The 20,394-nt window shown below is 58.4% G+C and carries 20 protein-coding genes; 8 read left to right on the forward strand and 12 right to left on the reverse strand.

The genetic code is table 11. The annotated features are described in order from the left end of the window. Positions 1–118 precede the first annotated feature (118 nt). Entirely contained in the window at positions 119–1,381 is a 1,263-nt protein-coding gene (lplT, locus tag E6W33_RS22180; protein ID WP_136419605.1) for a lysophospholipid transporter LplT, read from the forward strand. Between the two features lie 31 nt (positions 1,382–1,412). Here the strand turns inward: lplT and E6W33_RS22185 are convergent, their stop codons facing one another. The 4 genes from E6W33_RS22185 to tsaB are packed head-to-tail and all read right to left on the reverse strand — an operon-like array spanning position 1,413 to position 4,339. Continuing rightward, entirely contained in the window at positions 1,413–2,378 is a 966-nt protein-coding gene (locus tag E6W33_RS22185; RefSeq protein ID WP_136419551.1) for a DUF1853 family protein, read from the reverse strand. Next, positions 2,362–3,165, reverse strand: a complete 804-nt coding sequence (locus tag E6W33_RS22190; protein ID WP_136419552.1) for a uracil-DNA glycosylase — start codon at positions 3,163–3,165, stop codon at positions 2,362–2,364. The genes E6W33_RS22185 and E6W33_RS22190 overlap by 17 nt, the downstream gene beginning before the upstream one ends. Further along, positions 3,162–3,653 (reverse strand): ribosomal protein S18-alanine N-acetyltransferase, encoded by a 492-nt coding sequence (gene rimI / locus E6W33_RS22195; RefSeq protein WP_247869739.1) that lies wholly within the window; start codon positions 3,651–3,653, stop codon positions 3,162–3,164. The genes E6W33_RS22190 and rimI overlap by 4 nt, the downstream gene beginning before the upstream one ends. Beyond that, positions 3,650–4,339, reverse strand: a complete 690-nt coding sequence (tsaB, locus tag E6W33_RS22200) for a tRNA (adenosine(37)-N6)-threonylcarbamoyltransferase complex dimerization subunit type 1 TsaB (protein ID WP_136419553.1) — start codon at positions 4,337–4,339, stop codon at positions 3,650–3,652. Before tsaB ends, rimI begins: the two co-directional genes overlap by 4 nt. A gap of 147 nt (positions 4,340–4,486) precedes the next feature. Here tsaB and E6W33_RS22205 point away from each other — a divergent pair, with 147 nt between their 5' ends. Beyond that, positions 4,487–4,684 carry a YjfB family protein gene (locus tag E6W33_RS22205; protein ID WP_136419554.1) on the forward strand — a complete coding sequence of 66 codons (198 nt, stop codon included), beginning with the start codon at positions 4,487–4,489 and terminating at the stop codon, positions 4,682–4,684. 123 nt (positions 4,685–4,807) lie between these two features. Further along, on the forward strand, positions 4,808–5,239 hold the full coding sequence (locus E6W33_RS22210) for a thioredoxin family protein (RefSeq protein WP_136419555.1): 432 nt from the start codon (positions 4,808–4,810) through the stop codon (positions 5,237–5,239). Here the strand turns inward: E6W33_RS22210 and E6W33_RS22215 are convergent. Then, positions 5,236–7,494 (reverse strand): xanthine dehydrogenase family protein molybdopterin-binding subunit, encoded by a 2,259-nt coding sequence (locus tag E6W33_RS22215; RefSeq protein ID WP_136419556.1) that lies wholly within the window; start codon positions 7,492–7,494, stop codon positions 5,236–5,238. The two genes, E6W33_RS22210 and E6W33_RS22215, sit on opposite strands and share 4 nt — an antisense overlap. A 110-nt stretch (positions 7,495–7,604) precedes the next feature. On the opposite strand from E6W33_RS22215, the gene E6W33_RS22220 reads away from it, so the two are divergent. Then, entirely contained in the window at positions 7,605–8,207 is a 603-nt protein-coding gene (locus tag E6W33_RS22220) for a MarC family protein (protein ID WP_136419557.1), read from the forward strand. A gap of 127 nt (positions 8,208–8,334) precedes the next feature. Here E6W33_RS22220 and E6W33_RS22225 read toward each other — a convergent pair whose 3' ends face one another. From E6W33_RS22225 to E6W33_RS22240, 4 genes are all read right to left on the reverse strand, one after another. Then, positions 8,335–8,709 (reverse strand): type II toxin-antitoxin system death-on-curing family toxin, encoded by a 375-nt coding sequence (locus E6W33_RS22225; RefSeq protein ID WP_136419558.1) that lies wholly within the window; start codon positions 8,707–8,709, stop codon positions 8,335–8,337. Further along, positions 8,706–8,930 carry an AbrB/MazE/SpoVT family DNA-binding domain-containing protein gene (locus E6W33_RS22230; RefSeq protein ID WP_136419559.1) on the reverse strand — a complete coding sequence of 75 codons (225 nt, stop codon included), beginning with the start codon at positions 8,928–8,930 and terminating at the stop codon, positions 8,706–8,708. The genes E6W33_RS22225 and E6W33_RS22230 overlap by 4 nt, the downstream gene beginning before the upstream one ends. Before the next feature lie 224 nt (positions 8,931–9,154). After that, a complete protein-coding gene (locus tag E6W33_RS22235; protein WP_136419560.1) occupies positions 9,155–9,913 on the reverse strand; it encodes a sulfite exporter TauE/SafE family protein in 759 nt (252 codons plus the stop codon). Further along, the gene (locus tag E6W33_RS22240; protein WP_136419607.1) at positions 9,910–10,602 is read right to left on the reverse strand and encodes a haloacid dehalogenase type II; all 693 of its coding nucleotides are present in this window, start codon (positions 10,600–10,602) and stop codon (positions 9,910–9,912) included. Before E6W33_RS22240 ends, E6W33_RS22235 begins: the two co-directional genes overlap by 4 nt. 116 nt (positions 10,603–10,718) lie before the next feature. Here E6W33_RS22240 and E6W33_RS22245 point away from each other — a divergent pair, with 116 nt between their 5' ends. Both E6W33_RS22245 and E6W33_RS22250 read left to right on the forward strand, forming a co-directional pair. Further along, positions 10,719–11,624, forward strand: coding sequence for a LysR family transcriptional regulator (locus E6W33_RS22245; RefSeq protein ID WP_136419561.1), 906 nt, complete (start codon positions 10,719–10,721; stop codon positions 11,622–11,624). Between the two features lie 279 nt (positions 11,625–11,903). Next, complete coding sequence (locus tag E6W33_RS22250; RefSeq protein WP_136419562.1) at positions 11,904–12,371, forward strand: cache domain-containing protein; 468 nt, start codon at positions 11,904–11,906, stop codon at positions 12,369–12,371. A 60-nt stretch (positions 12,372–12,431) separates the two neighbouring features. Here the strand turns inward: E6W33_RS22250 and E6W33_RS22255 are convergent, their stop codons facing one another. Then, positions 12,432–13,781, reverse strand: coding sequence for a methyl-accepting chemotaxis protein (locus E6W33_RS22255; protein ID WP_136419563.1), 1,350 nt, complete (start codon positions 13,779–13,781; stop codon positions 12,432–12,434). 157 nt (positions 13,782–13,938) lie between these two features. Between E6W33_RS22255 and E6W33_RS22260 the strand changes: the two genes are divergently transcribed. Beyond that, entirely contained in the window at positions 13,939–14,925 is a 987-nt protein-coding gene (locus tag E6W33_RS22260) for a zinc-dependent alcohol dehydrogenase family protein (RefSeq protein WP_136419608.1), read from the forward strand. 110 nt (positions 14,926–15,035) lie between these two features. Here E6W33_RS22260 and E6W33_RS22265 read toward each other — a convergent pair whose 3' ends face one another. Then, positions 15,036–15,239: a cold-shock protein gene (locus tag E6W33_RS22265; protein WP_088707577.1), complete on the reverse strand. Its 204-nt coding sequence runs from the start codon at positions 15,237–15,239 to the stop codon at positions 15,036–15,038. Positions 15,240–15,570: 331 nt separating this feature from the next. Between E6W33_RS22265 and E6W33_RS22270 the strand changes: the two genes are divergently transcribed. Beyond that, entirely contained in the window at positions 15,571–17,238 is a 1,668-nt protein-coding gene (locus E6W33_RS22270) for an ATP-dependent DNA helicase RecQ (protein WP_168798717.1), read from the forward strand. A 3-nt stretch (positions 17,239–17,241) separates the two neighbouring features. Here the strand turns inward: E6W33_RS22270 and E6W33_RS22275 are convergent, their stop codons facing one another. Further along, positions 17,242–20,298, reverse strand: coding sequence for an EAL domain-containing protein (locus E6W33_RS22275; RefSeq protein ID WP_168798718.1), 3,057 nt, complete (start codon positions 20,296–20,298; stop codon positions 17,242–17,244). Positions 20,299–20,394: the final 96 nt, after the last annotated feature.

The raw sequence follows: 20,394 nt of genomic DNA on the forward strand, positions 1-20,394 counted from the left end.
GGCGCAGTGATTCATTTTACCGGATGGGCCTTGCCCACCGTTCAGGAATTCCACTGTAGGCACCTGTTTTCATGGTATAAAGCTTGCCGGAGACATACTGGCACACCTCAACATGCGGATGAATCGCGGTTTTTTCACTATCATGGCAGCGCAGTTTTTCTCGTCGCTTGCCGATAATGCACTCCTGATCGCGGCCATCGCCCTGTTGACCACCATGAAATCGCCGGCGTGGATGACGCCGCTGCTCAAGCTGTTCTTCGTTCTATCCTATGTTTTGCTCGCGGCCTTTGTCGGCGCCTTTGCCGACTCTCTGCCGAAAGGCCGCGTGATGTTCATTACCAATCTCATCAAGATCGGCGGCTGTGCGATGATGTTCTGCAACGTGCATCCCCTGCTCGCCTACGCGGTGGTGGGATTCGGCGCAGCAGCCTACTCTCCCGCCAAATACGGCATCCTGACCGAACTGCTGCCGCCCGAAAAACTCGTCGCAGCCAATGGCTGGATCGAGGGTTTGACAGTGGTCTCAATCATATTGGGCACCGTCATGGGCGGTGCGCTGGTCAATCCCCAGATTTCCGCGGACCTCCTGAGCATCGATTTCCCGGTGGTCGACACCGGCGTCAACACGCCTGCCGAGGCCGCCTTGTCGGTCATCATGACGGCCTATTTCGTGGCGGCCGTTTTCAACTTGCGGATTCCGGATACCGGCGCCCGTTATCCACACCAAGAGCGCAACCCGATTCGGCTGGTTGCCGATTTCGCAGGTTGCTTTATCACTTTATGGAAAGACAAGCTGGGGCAGATTTCCCTTGCGGTCACCACATTGTTCTGGGGTGCTGGCGCGACGCTGCAATTCATCATGCTGAAATGGGCGGAGCAATCGCTTCACATGCCGCTCGACCAGGCGGCGACATTTCAAGGAATATTTGCATTGGGGATTGCAATCGGCGCGGCGGCAGCCGCACGCTTTGTCCCCTTGAAGAAATCGCTCAGCGTCATGCCGCTCGGCGTCGTCATGGGTTTTATCGTGATGGCAATGACCCTGGTGCACAGCGCCTGGATGGCATATGTCCTGCTGGTCCTGGTTGGCGGACTGTCGGGATATTTCGTGGTTCCGATGAATGCCCTGCTTCAGCATCGCGGCCATGTCCTGTTGAGCGCCGGACACTCGATCGCCGTGCAAAACTTCAATGAGAATCTGTCGGTACTGACGATGCTCATGCTCTACGCAATGATGGTGAAGCTGAACCTGAACATCAATGTCGTCATCGTGTTGTTCGGGCTGTTCGTCGCGGGCACCATGAGCCTCGCCATGAGGAGGCATGCGGCGAACCAGCGTGAACATGATTCTCTGGCACTGATCGGAGAGCACAAGCACTAAGATTGCAGAAATGGCAATCCTGCTGCCCGCATCATGCCCCGCGCCTGATGTGCACTTCAGCCCGGGTACGCCAGTCATTGGGCACGATGAAGCCCCGGTCCACTTCGAGCATGTGACCGCCACGCGGCTCCAGCACTGCCACCAGTGCTGGTGTTGAACTTCCATCAAAGTGGCGCATCAATTCTTCCCTGAGTGCGTCTCGCTTCAATGTGCCGCTCATTTCAGTCTTGCCCGGCACCAGCCAGCTCAGCCTCGGCAAGACGAGGAAATATTCGCCGGCAACCCGATCCAGTTCCTCCAAGGCACACCAGAAACCACGGCAATGCGCGCGTGAAATCCCCGGCGGCAATGCCGGTGGCGGAGTCTGGCCGTGATAGAACAACCAGCCTTTGACCAAGGCCAGGGCGGCGGCGACCGGCTCCGATAACTGCAGCAGCGCAGCAGGATGCTGCGAAAGCGACAACTGATGCTCCATGATCTTGCGGATCTTGGTGCCCAGCGTGTCAGCCAGGCCGGGGCCAACGAAATAATCGGCCTCGCATCCATGGCCACTCGATTCCAGCAGATACAACTTGGTAGCGAACTCCCAATGAATGAGTGACGCGCCCTGTCGCAGCAGGAAATCGAATTCGCCGATGGTGTCGTTCTTGCCGGCACGCACCTGCACGCCATGCGCCACCAGCAGCCCCTGATGCTCGAGATAGAAGGCCATCAACTTTTCCGCATAACGTCCGAGTCGGGCGAACGGTTGCAGGTCGAGGTAGGCATGCAGTTCACCCGGCGCGCGGTCAAGTTCTGCAAGCCAGTTGCGCGTGTTCTCGTCGATGACGCCGATACTCGCTACGCGTCCCTGCCATTGGGAAGCGCTGGAATCCAGCAAATCGGGGGCATCCAGCAGCCATGCCAATGTCCTTACATGCGGATCGTTCAGGTGGTTCCAGCGGCGGTGGAACTGGCTTTGAAAATTCTCGCCCGTGGAATCAGCGGACGCCTGCATATGCCGTCATGGCGAGACAAATGTCGGCCCATGCCTTTTTCTTGTCGGCCATGTTGCGCAACAAATAAGCGGGGTGATAGGTGACCACAAGTGGGCGGTCGGCGTAGCGGTGGACGGTGCCGCGCAGTTTGGAAACGGGTGTTTCCGCGTCGAGTCCGAGCAAGGAAATTGCTGCGGTCTTTCCGAGCGCAACGATGACTGTCGGCTGAATCAGCGCAATCTGTCTTTCGAGGTAAGGCATGCACGCAGCCGTTTCAACGGCTGTCGGCGCGCGGTCGCGGCCGGTTTCGTCTGTCGGACGGCATTTGACGATATTGGCGATGTAAGCGTTTTCGCCGCGTTTCAGGCCCATCGCGAGCAGCATGTTATCGAGCAATTTGCCAGCCTGTCCGACGAAAGGTTCGCCGCGCAGGTCTTCATTCCTTCCCGGACCTTCCCCGACAAACAGCCATTTTGCCTTTTCGTCGCCAACGCCGAAAACGGTCTTGGTGCGCCCAGTGCACAAACCGCACTTGGTGCATGCGGCAACCGTTGACTGGAGCTGTCCCCAGTCCATCGACGACACTTCAGGCACCAATGCATCGCGTGCCGCAGGCTTGTCCGTTTCCGGCAGATCCAGCGGTGGCATATCAATTGGCATGTCATCGAACGCGGCCGGTTGACTCATCTCCACAGCAAATTCCGTCGACGGTTGCTGTTGCGGCGGCACCGCGGCGCGACGCTGCCACACGGGACCCACACCGATTTCCCGCAAAAAAACCGCGCGGCGTTCTGCTGAACCGGTCATAACTGAAATCTCATGACAATGGCGTCCTCGCGAGTATTTCCCTGCGCCGGATAGTATCCCTTGCGCTGTCCGATCTGGACAAAGCCATAATGCTGGTAGACGGACAGCGCGCGCTGATTGGATGGCCGGACCTCAAGAAGAACGGAGGACATCCCCTTTTCTCTCGCCACAGCGACCACCTTGTCAAGCTGCATGCGGCCGATGCCACGACCATGCAAATCGCGGCGCACGCTGATATTCAGCAGATGCGCTTCGTCCACTGCCAGCATCAGCAGAAAATAGCCGACCAGCACACCGGAAGCATCGCGCAATACCCATGTTTCATATCCGCTGTAGAGCGAATCGAGGAAATTGCCGCGCGTCCAGGGATATGGATAGACGTCATTTTCGATTGCCAGCACGTCCGGCAGATCGTTGACCTGCATGGGCGCGAAATGCAAGGATGGCAAGGATGGTGACTCGCCGACTGCTTTATAAACGGCACTCATGCGGCCGTCCTTGCCAGACGTTCTGCTGTCGTCATGGCGACTTTGTTGCGCAAGTAAACAGGTTGTGCGTCGCGTGCATTGACGGCGCGCCCGGCGGTAAGTTCAAGCTGCGCCAAGCAAGCAATCTGCGCCGCATGCGGCATGATGTCGCGTTGCGCGCCGCCGGCAAACGGCAATCCTTCGAAGGCGGACGCAAACGCAACCAAACCATTGCCGCAAGCGACGACATCGCCAACGGCGGTCACAGCCGAGGGTGCGGACAATGCCGGGGCAGTAACAGTTTGCCATCCATCCTGATAACGATATTGTGCCCAGTAGACCTCTTCCATGCGCGCATCGAGCACGACCAGCACATCCGTTGCGCCGCAAGCTTCGCGGCAGGCTTGCGCCATTGCCAGCAAGGTGACCACCGGCACAATCGGCAAATCCGCCCCGAAGGCCAGTCCTTGCGCCACGCCACAGGCCGTCCGCACGCCGGTAAACGACCCGGGGCCGGCACCAAAGGCGATGGCATCGCACTGTTTCAATGTCACGCCGGCCTGCGCCAGCAAGACCTGCACCATCGGCAACACGGTTTGTGAATGGGTCTGCACGCCGGACGCTTCATGTGCCAGGACTTTCCCTTGGTGAAGCAAGGCGACTGAGGCAAGGTCGGAAGACGTTTCAATGGCAAGAATGGTTCGCATCGGCGTATTTTACCGTGACAGGCTCTGACAGGGCTGTTGAATTAAATGGCGCAAACAAGCCAAAAGGCCGCTCAGCAGTTTTTCCAACAGCCTGCTAAAGAATAGCGCGCGGCTGCCGTTAATAATAGAACAGCAGCGGAGGACTCCATGGAAGTCAATAACATCGCGAATCTGGCCACAACCATCGCCAATACCGCAACGAATCAGGCAGTCGGTGTCGCTGTGCTGAAGAAAGCCATCGACGTGCAGGCCAGCAGCGCCGCAGCATTGCTGGAGGCACTACCGCCTGCCACCGCGCCAAATCTTCCGCCCCATCTTGGGCAGAACGTCAATACCACCGCCTGACTGATTCGATGCTTCTGCCGGAAGCGGTCCATTCGGCAACACATCCGCTTTCCGAGCGACCGCACAACGGCGTTCCTTGCCTTGTCTTACAATATCGGCCTACCCCCGACTGATCAGCCGCTCATGCACTCACCTTGCCTCACTCTGGAAAATCACAATCGTGGACAACTGGCCGAATGGCTGGATGGCGACGCGTGGGTGGTTGCCTGCCTGTGCGCTGGATGGTGCGACACCTGCCGCAGTTACCGAGGCGGCTTCGAGCAACTGGCAGCACAGCATCCGGACAAGCATTTCGTCTGGATCGACATCGAGGATCAGGCGGATTTCATCGGCGATATCGATGTGGAAAACTTTCCGACACTGCTGATTCAGCGTGGAGATATGGTCACGTTTTTCGGCACCGTGCTGCCGGATCCGAAACTGGCCGACAGATTGATCCTGGCGCAGGCCGAGCAAAGCGACAGCGAATTGCGCAGGCAGGCGGCAAGCTCTCCCGAACGCGCGGAGTGGCAGCGTGTCTGCAATCTGCGTGCGCGACTCAAGGAAACACTTTAGGCGAGTCGTAGTGGCAAACTGCGCAAGCGTTTCCCGGTCAGTTTGAAGACGGCATTCGCCACGGCCGGTGCAATCGGCGGCGTTCCCGGTTCCCCGACGCCTTCTGGCGGCTCTGCGCTCCTGATCACGATCGTCTCGACAATTGGTGCCTGGTTCATGCGCAGGACCGGATAGTCATGGAAATTCTGCTGCTGCACCTTGCCGTCCTTGATCGTAATCTCCCCAGACAAGGCAGCGCTCAAGCCGAAAATCACCCCCGACTCCATCTGTTGCGCGATGATGTTCGGGTTGACGGCCAAACCGCAGTCAATTGCGCAGCTCACTTTATGGACGCGTATTTCCGTTCCCTCAATTGATACTTCCGCAACCTCTGCGACGATGGAACCAAACGACTGGTGCAGCGCGACGCCGTGCGCGCGTCCGGCTCCCGGCCGACCTGCTCGCTCCAGTGCGGCATCGAGCACGGCGAGATGGCGAGGATGCTTCGTCAACAAGCCGCGACGAAATTCGACCGGGTCCTTGCCGACAGCGTGCGCCAGTTCATCGACAAAGCTTTCCTTGAAAAACGCATTGTGCGAGTGGCCGACCGATCGCCAGTAGCCAATCGGCACCGGCGTCGGCACCGTGACATGCGCAATATGCTGATGCGGAAATTCATAGGGCATATCGAAAGCGCCCTCGACTGTCGTCTTGTCGGGGCCGGCACCAATTAATCCGAAGGTGCGATCCATGACCTGATGCAGGATCGCGCCGGACGCAAGCTTGTTGTTGTACGCAAGGACATTGCCGGCCGCATCGAGTGTGGCCGAGAAACGCGCCAGGGCCGCCGGCCGGTAGAAGTCGTGCGTCATGTCGTCTTCGCGGCTCCAGATCACCTGGACAGGCATGCCGCCGGCTTCCTTCGCGATTGCGACAGCCTGCGCCACCATGTCCACTTCCAGGCGACGGCCGAAGCCGCCACCGATATAGGTGACGGTGAGGGTAACGTCCTCGGGCCTGACCCGCGCGACCCGGGCCGCCATATCGACAGCGATGCTGGGAACTTGCGTCGATGCCCATAGGCTCACCTTGCCGTCTTTTAGCTGGGCGGTGCAATTGATCGGCTCCATGGTCGCATGCGCCAGAAACGGCGCGCGGTATTCTGCCTCCAGCGTCTTCATTGCTGCCCCAGCCGCAACTGGTTCACCTTGCTGGTAATAAGTGAAGCCGGATTCGCTGTCGAGCTTCGCCGACAATTCCTGAAATACCGTATCCGTCGACAGATTGGCGTGCGTTCCGTCATTCCAGATCACCGGCAACGCGGCAGCAGCCTGCTTCGCCTGCCACCAGGACTTCGCGATAACAGCGACGCCTGACATTCCAGAGGCCGCACCCGTAAAATCGACCACGTGCAGCACGCCCGGCATGACGCGAACCTTGTCGGCGACGACGCTCCGGATACTGCCTCCAATGGTCGGACACATCCGGACCGCGGCATACAGTAAGCCTGCTGGACGAACATCCAGGCCGAACACGGCAGTACCGTTGACCTTGACATGCGTATCGCGGCGTGGCTGCGGCGTGCCGATCAGGGTGAATTCGGAGGGATTCTTGAGTCGAATCCGGCCCGGCTCGCTGGCGACGGCCCTTGCCGCCAGCTCGGCATAGCTTGCACGCTTGTCGTCGGAATGCGTGACCAACCCGCCTTCCGTTCTGCATTCCGAGACGGGCACGCCCCAATCCCTGGCCGCGGCTTCGACCAGCATTGCTCGGGCAGTCGCCCCGGCCTCGCGCATTGGAAGCCACATGTCCTTCACCGAAGACGACCCACCGGTAATCATCAGGCCGAGCTCACGCCCCGCCTTTCCGGTGAGCCAGCGCACGGTATCCTTCAGCGTTCCACTGCTATCCGGATGAAACGGCAAGCCATCCTGCAACACCGCGATATTGCCAAAAATCTTGTCGATCGGCGCCTGCTCGATCCTGACCATGTTCAGCGGGACATCCAGTTCTTCCGCCACCAGCATCGGCAATGCGGTATGCACACCCTGCCCCATTTCCGACTGCGGCATAGCCAGAGTGACCGCGCCATCTCCGGAGATCCGAATCCAGCCGTTCAACGCCACTTCGCCGTTGACAGCGGGGATGGGATTGGCAACACGCAGGCGCTGGCGCGCCGGCATCACGCCCCAGCCGACGATCAATGCGCCTGCGACTCCCAAGCCACCGAGGAGAAAGCGGCGTCGCGACTTTTTTACAGGCTTCGGGGAAATCATGCGGTCTTCAAATTTTCTCTTGTCGTGTTTATGGCATGCTTCGGGCATGCTCCTTGCCAGACTTGCAAGGCCGCGAGTATACCTTTCACGCACTTTCAAGAATTGACAGCATGAGCCAAAACTTTTTCCAGTCCTTCATCATTCTGCTGCTGGTGACCGATCCCTTCGGAAACGTGCCGCTGTTTGTCAGCGCCCTCGCACACGTGCCCGACGAAAGGCGCGGCCGGGTCATTATTCGGGAATGCGCAATTGCCTTCCTAATCCTGCTGATTTTCATGTTTTTCGGGCGGCATTTCCTCGCTGCCTTGCAGCTCACCGATATTTCCCTGCGCATCGGCGGCGGCGTGATCCTGTTCCTGATTGCTCTGCGCATGGTGTTTCCACAGCCTGGCGGTGTATTCGGCGATGGAGAAACGACAGACCATGAGCCATTCATTGTGCCCTTGGCCATTCCCGCCCTTGCCGGTCCGTCGGCACTGGTCACCGTGCTACTGTTTTCTTCCAACAGCACGGTCGAGAGCCTGCTACATGTGGCGATCCTGTCGCTGGTAGCGATCGTCTGGCTGGCCGTATTGTTAAGCGCGGAACGCATGCAGCGGGCTCTCGGGCCACGTGTCATGACGGCGTTCGAACGCTTGATGGGACTGATACTGACGGCGATGGCCGTCGAGATGCTGCTGGCCGGAATACGCGCTTATGTGAAGTCGCTGTAGAGAAAGTTTCCTGTTATCAGTTACTTGCAAGACTTTTCTAATGCAATTTCTTGAAATATGCGAATATATTTAAATACAATAGCTTACGCTGCATTTTTAAAGTGATTTCTGATGTTTCGCCTGAATATCAGAGATAGGCGCGAATCCAGTCTGCAAGCGATTCTTCGTCCAGTTCCGCCGCACTTGCCCGCAGGATGACGTGCACTGCCTCCTCCTGTGGCGCATTCAAGCGCCAGTCGTTCAGATACAAGAACATTCCCAGCGCCAGGAGCGCGGCGCGCTCGTTGCCGACCACGAATGGCCTGTATTTCAACATGCCGACTGCATAGGCGGCGGCAATCGCGGCGACATCAGCCACTTGCAGCACTGCCAGATGCAGCGGATAGGCCAGTGCCGCATCAAGGAGAACCTCGTCGTACGGTCCGACCTCCTCCCCGATTTCGGCGAGACTTTCCTCATGCAGCAGAAGCAGCGCGGCGGGATCGATCGAGCTCAGGTTCATTCGGTCAAGGCGCGCAGCGCACGGGAATAGTCGTCAATGAACTCTCGACCGGCATCGAGCTGATTTTGCAGGGCGGGGTTGTGCGGAGATAGAAGAAGACCCTCGATGGTTTCGGCGAGGAATACCGTATCCCCGGCGCCACGCTTGAGTTTGGCCAGCACTTCCTTTGGCAGAATCAATCCCACACTGTCATCTATTCGTATCAGTTTGAGCGCATGCATGCGGGCCTCGCGGGCATCTGGACATCTGGACAGGTCCAATCTTATCGACACGGAACAAAAAATCAATGCGCATAAACAAACCGGCCGCAGCCCGTTTGTTCGTAGGCGCACATGGACGGCGCGGCGATCGCGACCTTGGACCGGCCGACCAGGCGGCAGAATGAGCCGGAGGCTCAAACGTGCGAAACAGCGTGGGGATCAACGCCCCCGGAGAAGACCAGATCTCAGAACGTCTTGTAGAAGTAGAAAACGGTAAGGGTAAAGCCAACAACGATGATGAACCGGCGTAACCATTGCGCCGGAATCTTGCGCGCAATGGTCGCTCCCCAATAGCCGCCCAGCGTTGCCGTTGCAAGCATGATGAGCGTGTAAGGCCAGCTGACGGCGCCTGCGATGACAAAGGTCAGTACCGTCACGCTGTAGATGATGGCCGACAGCAGATTCTTGATGGCGTTGATCTCGTGTACATCGTCATGGCCGGACATGGCCAGGCTGGCGAGCATAAGGATGCCCATGCCGGCGCCGAAGAAACCACCGTAGACCGACACCACTGCCTGACCGGCCAATGCAATCGAACTGTTACCGGGTTTTGCGGCATCATGGCCGCGCAACAGGATCGATAGGTGACTGGAAAACGCAAACAGAACGGTGGCAAACAGCAGCAGCCAAGGGATCAGCTTGGAAAACGTTGCATCCTTGGTCGCCAGCAAGGCCAAGCCGCCACCGATTCCGCCAATAAACGAGACTATACCCATCGGGATCAGATAACGCTTGTAGCGCGCCAGCTCCGTGCGATAGGCCCAGGCGCCCGACAGACTCGCCGGCCACAAGGCAACGGAATTGCTGGCATTGGCCATTACCGGCGGCACGCCGACGGCAAGCAATGCTGGGAACGAAAGAAAGGTGCCGCCGCCGGCGACCGAGTTCATCGCGCCGGCGCAGAAAGCCGCAATGCCGACCAGTGCGATTTGCCAGGCGCTCATTGGGTACCGCCGATCTGCTTCTGCACAAACTGCAGCAGCGCATTCATGTCCGGGCCGGTGGCATCCGGCGTTACACCCAGCTCTTCCAGCGGGGCGCCGGCACGGTTCACCCAGAACGTGGTGTAGCCAAACCAGGTGGCGCCGCAGACGTCCCAGCAATTGCTGGACACGAACAGGATGCTCTTCGGCGAAAGGCCGAACACGTCCGGCGCCAGCTGGTAAGCCTCCGGCGCAGTCTTGAATTTTCTGACCGCGTCGACCGACAGGATGTGATTGAAAATGCCACGCATGCCGGCGGCTTCCACCGCCGATTCGAGCATCTGCGGATTGCCGTTGGAAAGAATCGCCAGCTTGAGACCCATGCCCTGCAACTTCTGCAGAACGGCGAGGTTTTCCGGAAAGGCTTGCAGCTTGGCGTACTGGCCCATCAGCATGCTCTGCGCTTCCAGCGTCAGATTGAGTTGAAGCTTCTTGCAGGCGAAAACCAATGCGTCCTGCGTCACTTCCCAGAACGGCTTGTACATGGAGCACATGGTGCGCAGGCGGGTGTACTCGATCTGCTTGTCGCGCCACAGCTCGGCCAAGGCAGTACCGCGTTTGGGGAACAGCCTTTCCGCAAGCGCGCCGATGGAATACACATCGAACAGTGTCCCGTAGGCGTCGAAGGCAATGGCGTGGATGGTCATCAATGACAGTGAGGACAGGTTATGGATGACTCGAAGTATATTCAATAAAAATCCATATAAACTAAACGATTAGTCACTTTATTCTTGCGTTTCAGTATCGAATCGCATAACTTGAGGGCATGGATCAGTTCAAGCAAATTTCTACGTTTGTCGAGGTAGCAACCAAGGGCAGCCTCTCCGCCGCTGCACGCGCCGAGGGCATTGCGCCGGCCATGATCGGGCGACGCCTGGATGCGCTGGAGGAGCGGCTCGGCGTGAAATTGCTTCAAAGAACGACCCGCAAGCTGGCGCTGACCAATGAAGGCTTGGCCTTTCTGGAGGATTGTCAGCGCATTCTTGTCGATCTGGAGAATGCGGAATCGGCTGTGTCCGAACGCAGCGCGCGGGCTAGCGGCCATCTGTCGATTTCCGCTCCGGCCGGCTTCGGTCGCCAGCACGTCGCACCGCTCGTTCCGTCATTTCTAGCGCAGCATCGTGATGTAACGGTCACCCTCAACCTGAACGATCGCGTTGTGGACCTGATCGGAGAAGGCATTGACGTAGCGATCCGCATCGCCACCCTGTCCGACTCCAGCCTGATCGGCGTGAAGCTAGCTGACAACAAGCGTGTCGTGGTGGCATCTCCGGCCTACATCAACAAGCACGGCGCGCCCGCTTCCCTCGACGATCTTGCCAAACACAACTGCCTGGCCATGAGCAGCGAAGGCAGCCAGCGCGGATGGACCTTTCGCCAGGCAGGAAAGAACGTCACGCTGAAAGTCAGCGGCAATATGGTGTGCAACGACGGCGCGGTCTTGCATGACTGGGCCTTGTCCGGCAAGGGGCTGGCCTGGCGTTCGATGTGGGAAGTCGGAAACGCGATTGAGGCAGGACAGCTGGTGACCGTACTGGATGAATTTGCCGCTCCCGGCAACGATATCTATGCCGTGTTCGCGCAACGACGCCACCTGCCTTTGCGCATCCGCGCATTTGTCGATTTCCTCCGTCACACCTACGCCGAGCCGGATTACTGGCGCAAGACCTGAGCGTGCGTTGCACGTCTTTCACTTCAGACGTGCAAGCTTTTCATCCATTGCGCGGATTTTGCGTGCCAAAATGCATCACCAATTTCCATTGAGAAATTTGAGTTGCATCAACCAGCCTCAAGAAATACCAAACAGGTGCACCGATCAGGTATATTTCCGTATGGAAATAACTAAAATCGTTAACGCCCTCTCGCTTTGTGGATTACTTGCTATTCACCGCTTGGGAAATGACGAAGCCACGAGAATTCGAGCACCAAAACACAACCAAGGAGATGACCAATGAAAATCCTACTCAAAACACTGAGCTTGCTGCTGATTGCCGGTTTTCTCAGCGCCACCGCATGTGCCGCGGAACGGGGCACGGCGGAAGAAGCCAGCGCGCTCGTCAAGAAAGCCGTCGCTTATTTGAAAGCAAACGGCAAGGAAAAGGCATTTGCCGCCTTCAATGACCCGAAGGGAGAATTCGTCGATCGTGATCTGTATATCTTCGTCTACGACATGCAGGGGACCAACCTCTCGATCGGCAACGGTAATGCGTCCAAGATGGTCGGCAAGAATCTGATGGACATGCGTGACGCCGATGGCAAGTACATCATCCGGAGCTTCGTGGAGGTCCTGAACGCGAAAGGCAAGGGCTGGGTCGACTACAAGTGGCCGAATCCGATGACCAAGAATGTGGAAGCCAAGTCAAGCTATGTCGAAAAAGTGGAAAACATGATTGTCGGGGCCGGTTTTTTCAAACCCTGATGTCCCGATTGCAAAACAAAAGCGGCCATTTGCTGGCCGCTTTTTTTTGCCTGCATCCGGTTAAAACTGGATGCCGATTCGCAATGCACCCCAATGCTTTCCGCCAACCACAATCGGCACCGACAGGTCCTTCATGACCACATGCTTCCCACCCCCCATGTCGCGCCGGTAGGTCTGGAGCAGGAATCTCTTGCGGTTATTGATTGCGGCTGTTTCCGTGCGGCCGATGAAGAAGCGGCGGTTGCGGGAATTTGCCTGGTTCCAGACCGGATCGCTGCCCTGCGGCTTGGAAAACTTGCGGTTGTGCGTCGGAATATAGCCTTTGCGGTCAGTTACCACGCCGAACACGATCTTGGGCGACCAGGTCAGGATGTCTTCCAGCACCTCCGGCAGCACCTTTTCGCAATATGGCGTAAAGCGCGCCATGAATTGTTCGGGGTTGGTGCCGGGAATGGGCTTGTGCTTGCCGTCGAACAGGTCGGCTTCCGACAAGGCGCCGCTGCGCAGGCCATCTTCGAGCAGCGCGCAGATTTTCGCGGCCGCCTCCACCGCGCCTTCGATCAATGGAGTGTCTTCGGTTTGAGCGCCGCTTTCCGCCGTCATTTCGATCAGGGACTCCGACAAGGACAGAAATCCCTCCGTTCGCTGGCGAGCGGTCTGCAGCGCGGTGGCGGTGCTGGCGACTTGTTCTGACAGACCACTGACCGAATCCAGAACGCCTGCACAGCCCTGGAGATTTTTTTGCGCAGTATCCGCAATATCGGCTACGCCGCGCTCGACCTCCGATACCGCTGCGTGGAAGGAATCGTGTTTGCCCGAGTCGGTGTGTCCTACTTCCCTGGACTGAATGTTGTCCGCAAGAAGTTTGATACGCTCATCCAGCTGCGTGACCGTCCTCATGATCAGCTTGGACGACTGCTCCACCTTGGCCGCCAATTCCCTGACTGCATCGGCCACGACGGCAAATCCGCGCCCGGCCTCGCCCGCTCTTTTTGCCTCGACCGAGGCATTGAAAGCGACCAAGCGGGTCTGCAAGGCAATCTGCGTGATCTCATTGGCTGCATCGGCAACTTCGGACAGGTTGTTCGTCACGGCAATGACACCGTTTCCGATCTGTTCGACGGTATGACGCGCATGCTGCACCGAGGCTTTACTGGCCTTGGTCACCTCCTCGATGGCGAGGTTGGCGCGGACCATGGCATCAATCTCGCTCGCCAGAACCTTGAAGGTCTCTGCCTGCTTGCTGCTCATGACCGCCAGATCGTCGATGAGGCCATTCAAATCGGCAGAGCTTTTTCCCAGTCCTGACGCCTGCCGTGCGACATCGCTGAGAATGTGTTCCATTCCTGACGAGGATGACACGACCACCGATTCGGGGTCTTTCTCCGCCTTGCCAAATTTGAAAATCATTTTTGTCCCCAGATTAATTTTTATTTCACATCGTAAATCCCGATTTCATGGAGGTCAATGAAATGTCATGCTCCAGATCGCGCAATATCATGAATAAAATGCTTGCTATATTGAGATCATGAGCAATTCTTTACTCAATACGAAACATGACGGAACCATGCGGGCCATGCTGCTGGACGCACCGCACACGCCATTGCGCCTGGCACGCGTGGCGATCCCCTTCCCCTCCGACTATGAAGTGCTGATCCGCGTGACGGCCTGCGGGGTATGCCGCACCGATCTGCATATCGCGGACGGAGAACTGGCGCCGCACAAAACGCCCCTGATCATGGGGCATGAAATCGTCGGCGAAGTCGTCCACGTCGGCCCGTTCGCGCATCAGTTCACGGTGGGCGATCACGTCGGTATTCCCTGGCTCGGCGGAAGCTGTCGTCACTGCGGCTATTGCCATGCGCACCGCGAAAACCTGTGCGACGACGCGCACTTTACCGGCTACGACCGCGACGGCGGCTATGCGGAATACGCGACAGCCGATGCCCGTTATTGCTTCCGGATTCCCGACCGTTACGACGACCTGCATGCCGCGCCCCTGCTCTGCGCCGGACTGATCGGCTACCGTGCCTACAGCATGGCGGGCGACGGTCGACGGCTCGGGTTATATGGCTTCGGGGCGGCCGCGCATATCATCGCGCAGGTCGCGTGCCAGCAAGGCAAGGAGGTCTATGCATTTACACGGCCTGGCGACAGCCGTTCGCAGGAGTTCGCACGCGCACTCGGCGCGGTGTGGGCTGGCGATTCCGATACCGCGCCGCCGGTCCCGCTCGACGCGACAATCATTTTCGCGCCGCTCGGCGCACTCGTGCCGCTGGCCCTCGCGGCGACCCGCAAGGGAGGAAGCGTGGTTTGCGCCGGGATACACATGAGCGATATTCCAGCCTTTCCGTATTCGCTGCTGTGGGGGGAGCGCACGCTGCGCTCGGTGGCGAACCTGACGCGTGCCGATGGCGAGGCGTTTTTCGCATTGGCGGACGCCATTGACATACGCACGACGCCGGTCGCGTTTCCGCTGGAACAGGCCAATGAAGCCTTGGCCGCCTTGCGGGCAGGACAATTCGATGGTGCGGCGGTCTTGCTGCCGCGCTGAGTGAAAGGGAAATTAATACCGGGGGTGACGCGCTTTTACACACAAGGAAAGCGCGCAGGCATAAAAAAATCCCCGGCATGCCGGGGATTTTTCATTCTGCTGGATTCAACTTACAGCGGCTGAATCGCGGAAGCTTGCTTGCCCTTCGGGCCAGTCGTCACTTCGAAAGAAACGCGTTGGTTTTCTTTCAGCGACTTGAAACCATTGGATTGGATCGCGGAGAAGTGCGCGAACAAATCTTCGCCGCCTTCGTCCGGAGTAATGAAGCCAAAGCCTTTAGCGTCGTTGAACCACTTGACAGTACCTGTTGCCATTTTCAATTCCTATTACAGTTAATGGGCTTTCACCCGGTAGATCCTTTGAAGCAAGAAAAGGTATGACAGACAAATACTGCACCACTAGCTCAAACTTCAATCGGTGGCGCATTGTACCCCATATGCCGGAGGGGATGTAAACATATTTCACTGCGGTTTCCCAGAGGAATAGCAGCTATTTTTTGTCGGAAATTGAAGCAGTGAGGGACCATTAGGCATGTTTGCTGCTTGAACGCAGATCATGCCACTTCCTCAACATAACACTATGCAACGTATTTTCCCTGCTGTCGATTCCATCGACGCAAATGTCCCTGCACACGGAGTCCGGCGAATGAGATCGCCGCCCGAAGACAAGGCGCTGCGCGATGCCTTGCATGACACATTTGGCATCAATCACCTGCGCCCGGGCCAACACGAAGTGATCGAGAGTGTATTGCAGGGGCATGACACGCTTGCCATCATGCCAAGCGGCGCCGGCAAATCGCTGTGCTACCAGCTCCCCGCACTGGAAATGCCCGGTACGACGATCGTCGTATCGCCGCTGATTTCGCTGATGAAGGACCAGGCCGGCAAGCTGGAAAGCGCCGGCGTCGGCGCGCGCGAGGTGAACAGTACCTTGAGCAGCCGGGAAGAAGAGTCGGTTATGGACGGCATCAAGCGGGCTGACAGAGAATTTGTATTTGCCACACCCGAACGCATGTCCGATCCGGATTTTCTGGCCGCCGTCGGGCAGAACGAGGTCAGCCTGTTCGTCATCGACGAAGCGCATTGCATCTCGCAATGGGGTCATGATTTTCGCCCTACTTATCTGCAGCTTGGCGCGGCGATCCAGGCGCTCGGGCATCCCACGGTCCTGGCATTGACGGCGACCGCGACCGACAGCGTGATCGAAGACATCGGCAGGCAATTGGGGCTGGGTGATCTGAATGTCATCAATACCGGTATTTACCGTCCCAACCTGCACTACCGTGTGATCGTGACGACCGGCGAATCGGAAAAACTCGAGGAGACCGTACGTCTCGTGCGCAAGAGTCATGGTTCCGGCATCGTGTATGCGGCCACGGTGAAAGCGGCGGAGCAGGTCTACCTGTTGTTGCGACAGGCCGGCGAAAGCGTCACCTGTTATCACGGCCAGTTGCCGGCGAAAACGCGCACGCAGAATCAGGACAGTTTCATGACCGGTGCCAGCCGGGTCATGGTGGCAACGAATGCCTTCGGCATGGGCATCGACAAGCACGATATCCGCTTTGTCATCCACTGCCAGATCCCCGCCAGTCTGGAAGCGTATTACCAGGAGTCCGGCCGGGCCGGGCGAGACGGTGAAGCGGCCGAATGCACGCTGCTCTACTACGCGAAAGACAAGCAGGTGCAGCAATTCTTCCTCGCGCGCCGCTATCCCGGCATCGATGACTTGAACACGGTGTACGCCGCCGTGCAGACGTTGACTGCGGAACACAAGCGCACGTCGTTCGCGCATCTGCGCGACACCCTTGAGCAGGTGCCGGAAAACCGTTTGCAGGTCACGCTCAAGCTGCTCAAGGACGGCGGTCTGGTCGAGCAGGACGACAATCTCGACTACAGCGTGACGAGGCAGCGCGTAAAGGCGAAGGAACTCAATCAGCTGGTGGAGAACTATCGAGAGAAAAGCGCGCGCGACCACGAAGCCCTGGAGCGCATGGTGTTTTATGCGCAGACCGGCTTCTGCCGCTGGAAGGTAATGCTCGACTATTTTGGCGAGGAAGTCGAATGGACGCACTGCGGCGTATGCGACAACTGCAGGCAGCCGCCGGAACAGGCGCTCAGTCCGGCGCATGTCCGCGAGCATATTCCGCCAGAGACGCAAAAATCAAAATCGCCGCTGCCTGAAGTCGGCAGCACGGTGAAAGTGCCGAAGTATGGCGAAGGACGCGTCATGTCGCTGGCGGACGACAAGGTTACGATCACCTTCCCGGACAGCCAGACCAGGACCTTTCTGCGCGAATATGTAACGCCGGCCTGATTGTCACGCCAACGGGCCGGCATCCCATGCCGGATGCATGAGGCGATCCTGGCTCAACATGGCTTCGAGCATTTCGGCAGGCAGCGGCCTGCTGAAGTAATAACCCTGCATGTGATTGCAACCATAGCGCAGAAGGTAATTAAGCTGGTCGCGGGTTTCGACGCCTTCGGCAATCACGTGGCGTTTCAGATTGTGCGCCAGCGAAATGATCGACGCAACGATGGCCTCGCCGTCGTGTTCTTTCGTGATGTCTCGCACGAAGGATTGATCGATCTTGAGCGAGTCGAACGGCAGGCGCTTCAGGTAGGACAGGCTCGAATAGCCGGTGCCGAAATCGTCGAGCGACAGGTGCACGCCCAAGGCCTTGAGGCTGACAAGGATCTCGATCGCGCGATCGATGTCCGTCATCACCAGGCTCTCGGTCAGCTCAAGTTCGAGACAATCTGCGGGGAGGCCGGTTTCCGCAAGAATGTTGGCAATGGATTGCACCAGATCGTGTTGCATGAACTGGCGCGCGGAGAGATTCACGGCGATTCGCAGGTCGCCGAATCCGGCATCGTGCCATGTCTTCGCCTGCGCGCAGGCCGTGCGCAAAACCCAGCTGCCGATTTGCACGATCATGCCGGTTTCCTCGGCAAGACTGATGAAACGCAGCGGCATCACCATGCCGAGCGTCGGATGCTGCCAGCGGATCAAGACCTCGGCGCCAATGGTGCGCCCGCTGCTCAGATCGACCTGCGGCTGATAGTGCAGCACGAACTCCTGACGCTCGATCGCGTTGCGCAGATCGCCCTCGATACGCAAGCGCTCGAGCAGGCGTTCATTCATCGTCGCGGTATAAAACTGGAAATTGTTGCGTCCGGTTTCCTTGGCGCGGTACATCGCGATGTCGGCGTTCCTGATCAGGGTTTCGGGGTCGTTGCCGTCATTCGGATAGGCGGCGACGCCGATGCTGCACCCGAGAACGAATTCATGCCCGTCGACCTTCAGGGGCTTGGCAACGGCATCCATGATGCGCTGAACGACCGCGGTCGTCAGGCATTCGTCATCGCGCTCCGGCAATACGACAAGGAATTCGTCGCCGCCCATGCGTGCAACGGTATCGGTCTCACGCACGGCGAATTGCAGACGGGTTGCGATAGCGTTCAGCACGGTATCGCCGGCGTTGTGCCCCAGGCTGTCATTGACGAACTTGAAGCGGTCGAGATCAATGAACAGAACCCAGATCGGATAGCAATAACGCGCGGCGTAGGCGATGGCCTGGCTCAGGCGATCCTGCAGCAATGCCCGGTTCGGCAGGCCGGTCAGTATGTCGTGGCCGGCATGGTATTCGAGCTGCTGCGCATACTTGCGGCGCGCTTTCTCCGCGCGCAGCGCCATGATGCCGTAGGCCAGGTTGTCTGCCAGTTCTTCCGCCACCTGGACTTCATCCGGCCTGAAGGTGTCCTGCTCGTGCGAATAGACAGTGAGTGCGCCGAGGATCTTGTCGCCGGTTTTCAAGGGCAGCGACATGGCGGAGACGATCGCATGGCTGACCATGAACTCGCGCCATGGCGCATGGAGAGAACTGGTCTGGATATCCCTGACAACCACGACATTGCCACGCCGGATGGCGGTGCCGGTCGCGCCGCGCCCCGTTTGCGAATCGTCCCAGCTGACATGGTTGATGGCGGCCATCAGCGCGCCCTTGTGCGCTTCGGCCAGCGCCGCCGGATAGACTTTCTTGCCCGCGCCCTCTTCCACGTAGCCGACCCAGACAAACGGATAGCCGCTGATCTCGTGGATACTGCGACAGACTTCGTGAAGCAGGGCCGCTTCGTCGCTCGCGCGCACCAGCGCCTGGTTGCATGCGCTCAGGACGCGCAAGGCGAGGTCGAGCCGCTTGCGCTCGGAGATGTCGAGCATGATGCCGATGGTGGCGGGCTCGCCATCGATCTTCATCAGCGAACCGTACACTTCAACATCGAACAGCGAGCCGTCTTTGCGGCGCGCCTGGCGCTCGTAGTGCACTTCCTTGCTTTCGCCGGTCAAACGCTTGCGGATGTTTTCTTCCACGGTGAAGCGGTCATGCTCTGAAACCAGGTCATACACGCTGATGGACGAAATCATTTCTTTCTGGCTGTAGGCAAACATCTCTGCCATTTTCGGATTGACGAAGCGGAAGCGCCCGTCCTGCGCGATATACACGCCGACGACGGAATTTTCCGCGAAGCCGCGGAACATGGCCTCGGCTTGCTTGAGGTTCTGCCGGTCGTGATCGATACGCGCGATCAGATTACCGATGCGTTGCGCGGACTCGTTGAAGCTTTCGGCCAGCAAACCGATTTCGTCCAGCGACGGACTTTCGATGCGAGCCATGTAGTTGCCGTCAGCAAGCTCTCTGCTGTGCTGTGCCAGCTCGCGCAGGGGGAACACGATCTGGCGGCGCACCGTGACGAACACAATCGCCAGGATGACCGCATCCAGCAGCAGCAAGGCATACATTTCCATGAGGGCGCGCTTTTGCGCATGCTGCGCTTCGCCGGTCAGCGAATTCACGAGCTTGTCCGAGCTGGACAACAGACTTGCCGCATCTGCAGTGATACGCCCGAATTCGACACGGAAGTCGCCGCCCTGCGACGCCTTCAGGAGTGCCTCCTCGACGTGGTTGCGGTACGTGACCCAGTCCGCGTGGGCCGCGTCGAACAGTGCTTGGTGATGCACGGAAAGCGGCTTGACGTCGTAGCCGAATGCCTTTCCGCCGCGCGCGAGCGCCATCAATGCGGTATCGAAATCATTGAGATTGGCGGATATTGCGCCTTTGTCCTGATCGCGCTGGTGCAGCACTTTCGTCACCTCGAAGGCGATCTTCTGACTCAGCATGCGCAACTTGCCGGCCACATTCACGGTCTCGGCCACGCCGTTGACGTCAGCCAGCATGTGGTGCACCACCAATACGTTCCCGGTGGCGGCCAGCAGAATGATCAGGAATGCGGTCGCGATGGTCTTGCTGATAGTCGTGCGCGGCAAACGCAGTGTTTTCCCTGCCTGCGGCACGTGCGGAACCAACTCCTCGGCCATGGGCCTCCCAAGCAATGAGTACTTGATCTTATTGTTGTCAGCCTGGACCGCTTGGCATCCATCGCGCGCCGCCATCGCCATGTACGCGCTCATCTC

It is taken from the genome of Herbaspirillum sp. ST 5-3, assembly GCF_004804275.1.
Lineage (GTDB): Bacteria > Pseudomonadota > Gammaproteobacteria > Burkholderiales > Burkholderiaceae_D > Noviherbaspirillum.

Bases quoted from the DNA above. Each gene is read 5' to 3' on its own strand.
- lplT (WP_136419605.1), top strand. From the start codon at position 119: ATGAATCGCGGTTTTTTCACTATCATGGCAGCGCAGTTTTTCTCGTCG.
- E6W33_RS22185 (WP_136419551.1), bottom strand. From the start codon at position 2,378: ATGCAGGCGTCCGCTGATTCCACGGGCGAGAATTTTCAAAGCCAGTTC.
- E6W33_RS22190 (WP_136419552.1), bottom strand. From the start codon at position 3,165: ATGACCGGTTCAGCAGAACGCCGCGCGGTTTTTTTGCGGGAAATCGGT.
- rimI (WP_247869739.1), bottom strand. From the start codon at position 3,653: ATGAGTGCCGTTTATAAAGCAGTCGGCGAGTCACCATCCTTGCCATCC.
- tsaB (WP_136419553.1), bottom strand. From the start codon at position 4,339: ATGCGAACCATTCTTGCCATTGAAACGTCTTCCGACCTTGCCTCAGTC.
- E6W33_RS22205 (WP_136419554.1), top strand. From the start codon at position 4,487: ATGGAAGTCAATAACATCGCGAATCTGGCCACAACCATCGCCAATACC.
- E6W33_RS22210 (WP_136419555.1), top strand. From the start codon at position 4,808: ATGCACTCACCTTGCCTCACTCTGGAAAATCACAATCGTGGACAACTG.
- E6W33_RS22215 (WP_136419556.1), bottom strand. From the start codon at position 7,494: ATGATTTCCCCGAAGCCTGTAAAAAAGTCGCGACGCCGCTTTCTCCTC.
- E6W33_RS22220 (WP_136419557.1), top strand. From the start codon at position 7,605: ATGAGCCAAAACTTTTTCCAGTCCTTCATCATTCTGCTGCTGGTGACC.
- E6W33_RS22225 (WP_136419558.1), bottom strand. From the start codon at position 8,709: ATGAACCTGAGCTCGATCGATCCCGCCGCGCTGCTTCTGCTGCATGAG.
- E6W33_RS22230 (WP_136419559.1), bottom strand. From the start codon at position 8,930: ATGCATGCGCTCAAACTGATACGAATAGATGACAGTGTGGGATTGATT.
- E6W33_RS22235 (WP_136419560.1), bottom strand. From the start codon at position 9,913: ATGAGCGCCTGGCAAATCGCACTGGTCGGCATTGCGGCTTTCTGCGCC.
- E6W33_RS22245 (WP_136419561.1), top strand. From the start codon at position 10,719: ATGGATCAGTTCAAGCAAATTTCTACGTTTGTCGAGGTAGCAACCAAG.
- E6W33_RS22250 (WP_136419562.1), top strand. From the start codon at position 11,904: ATGAAAATCCTACTCAAAACACTGAGCTTGCTGCTGATTGCCGGTTTT.
- E6W33_RS22255 (WP_136419563.1), bottom strand. From the start codon at position 13,781: ATGATTTTCAAATTTGGCAAGGCGGAGAAAGACCCCGAATCGGTGGTC.
- E6W33_RS22260 (WP_136419608.1), top strand. From the start codon at position 13,939: ATGCGGGCCATGCTGCTGGACGCACCGCACACGCCATTGCGCCTGGCA.
- E6W33_RS22265 (WP_088707577.1), bottom strand. From the start codon at position 15,239: ATGGCAACAGGTACTGTCAAGTGGTTCAACGACGCTAAAGGCTTTGGC.
- E6W33_RS22270 (WP_168798717.1), top strand. From the start codon at position 15,571: ATGAGATCGCCGCCCGAAGACAAGGCGCTGCGCGATGCCTTGCATGAC.
- E6W33_RS22275 (WP_168798718.1), bottom strand. From the start codon at position 20,298: ATGGCCGAGGAGTTGGTTCCGCACGTGCCGCAGGCAGGGAAAACACTG.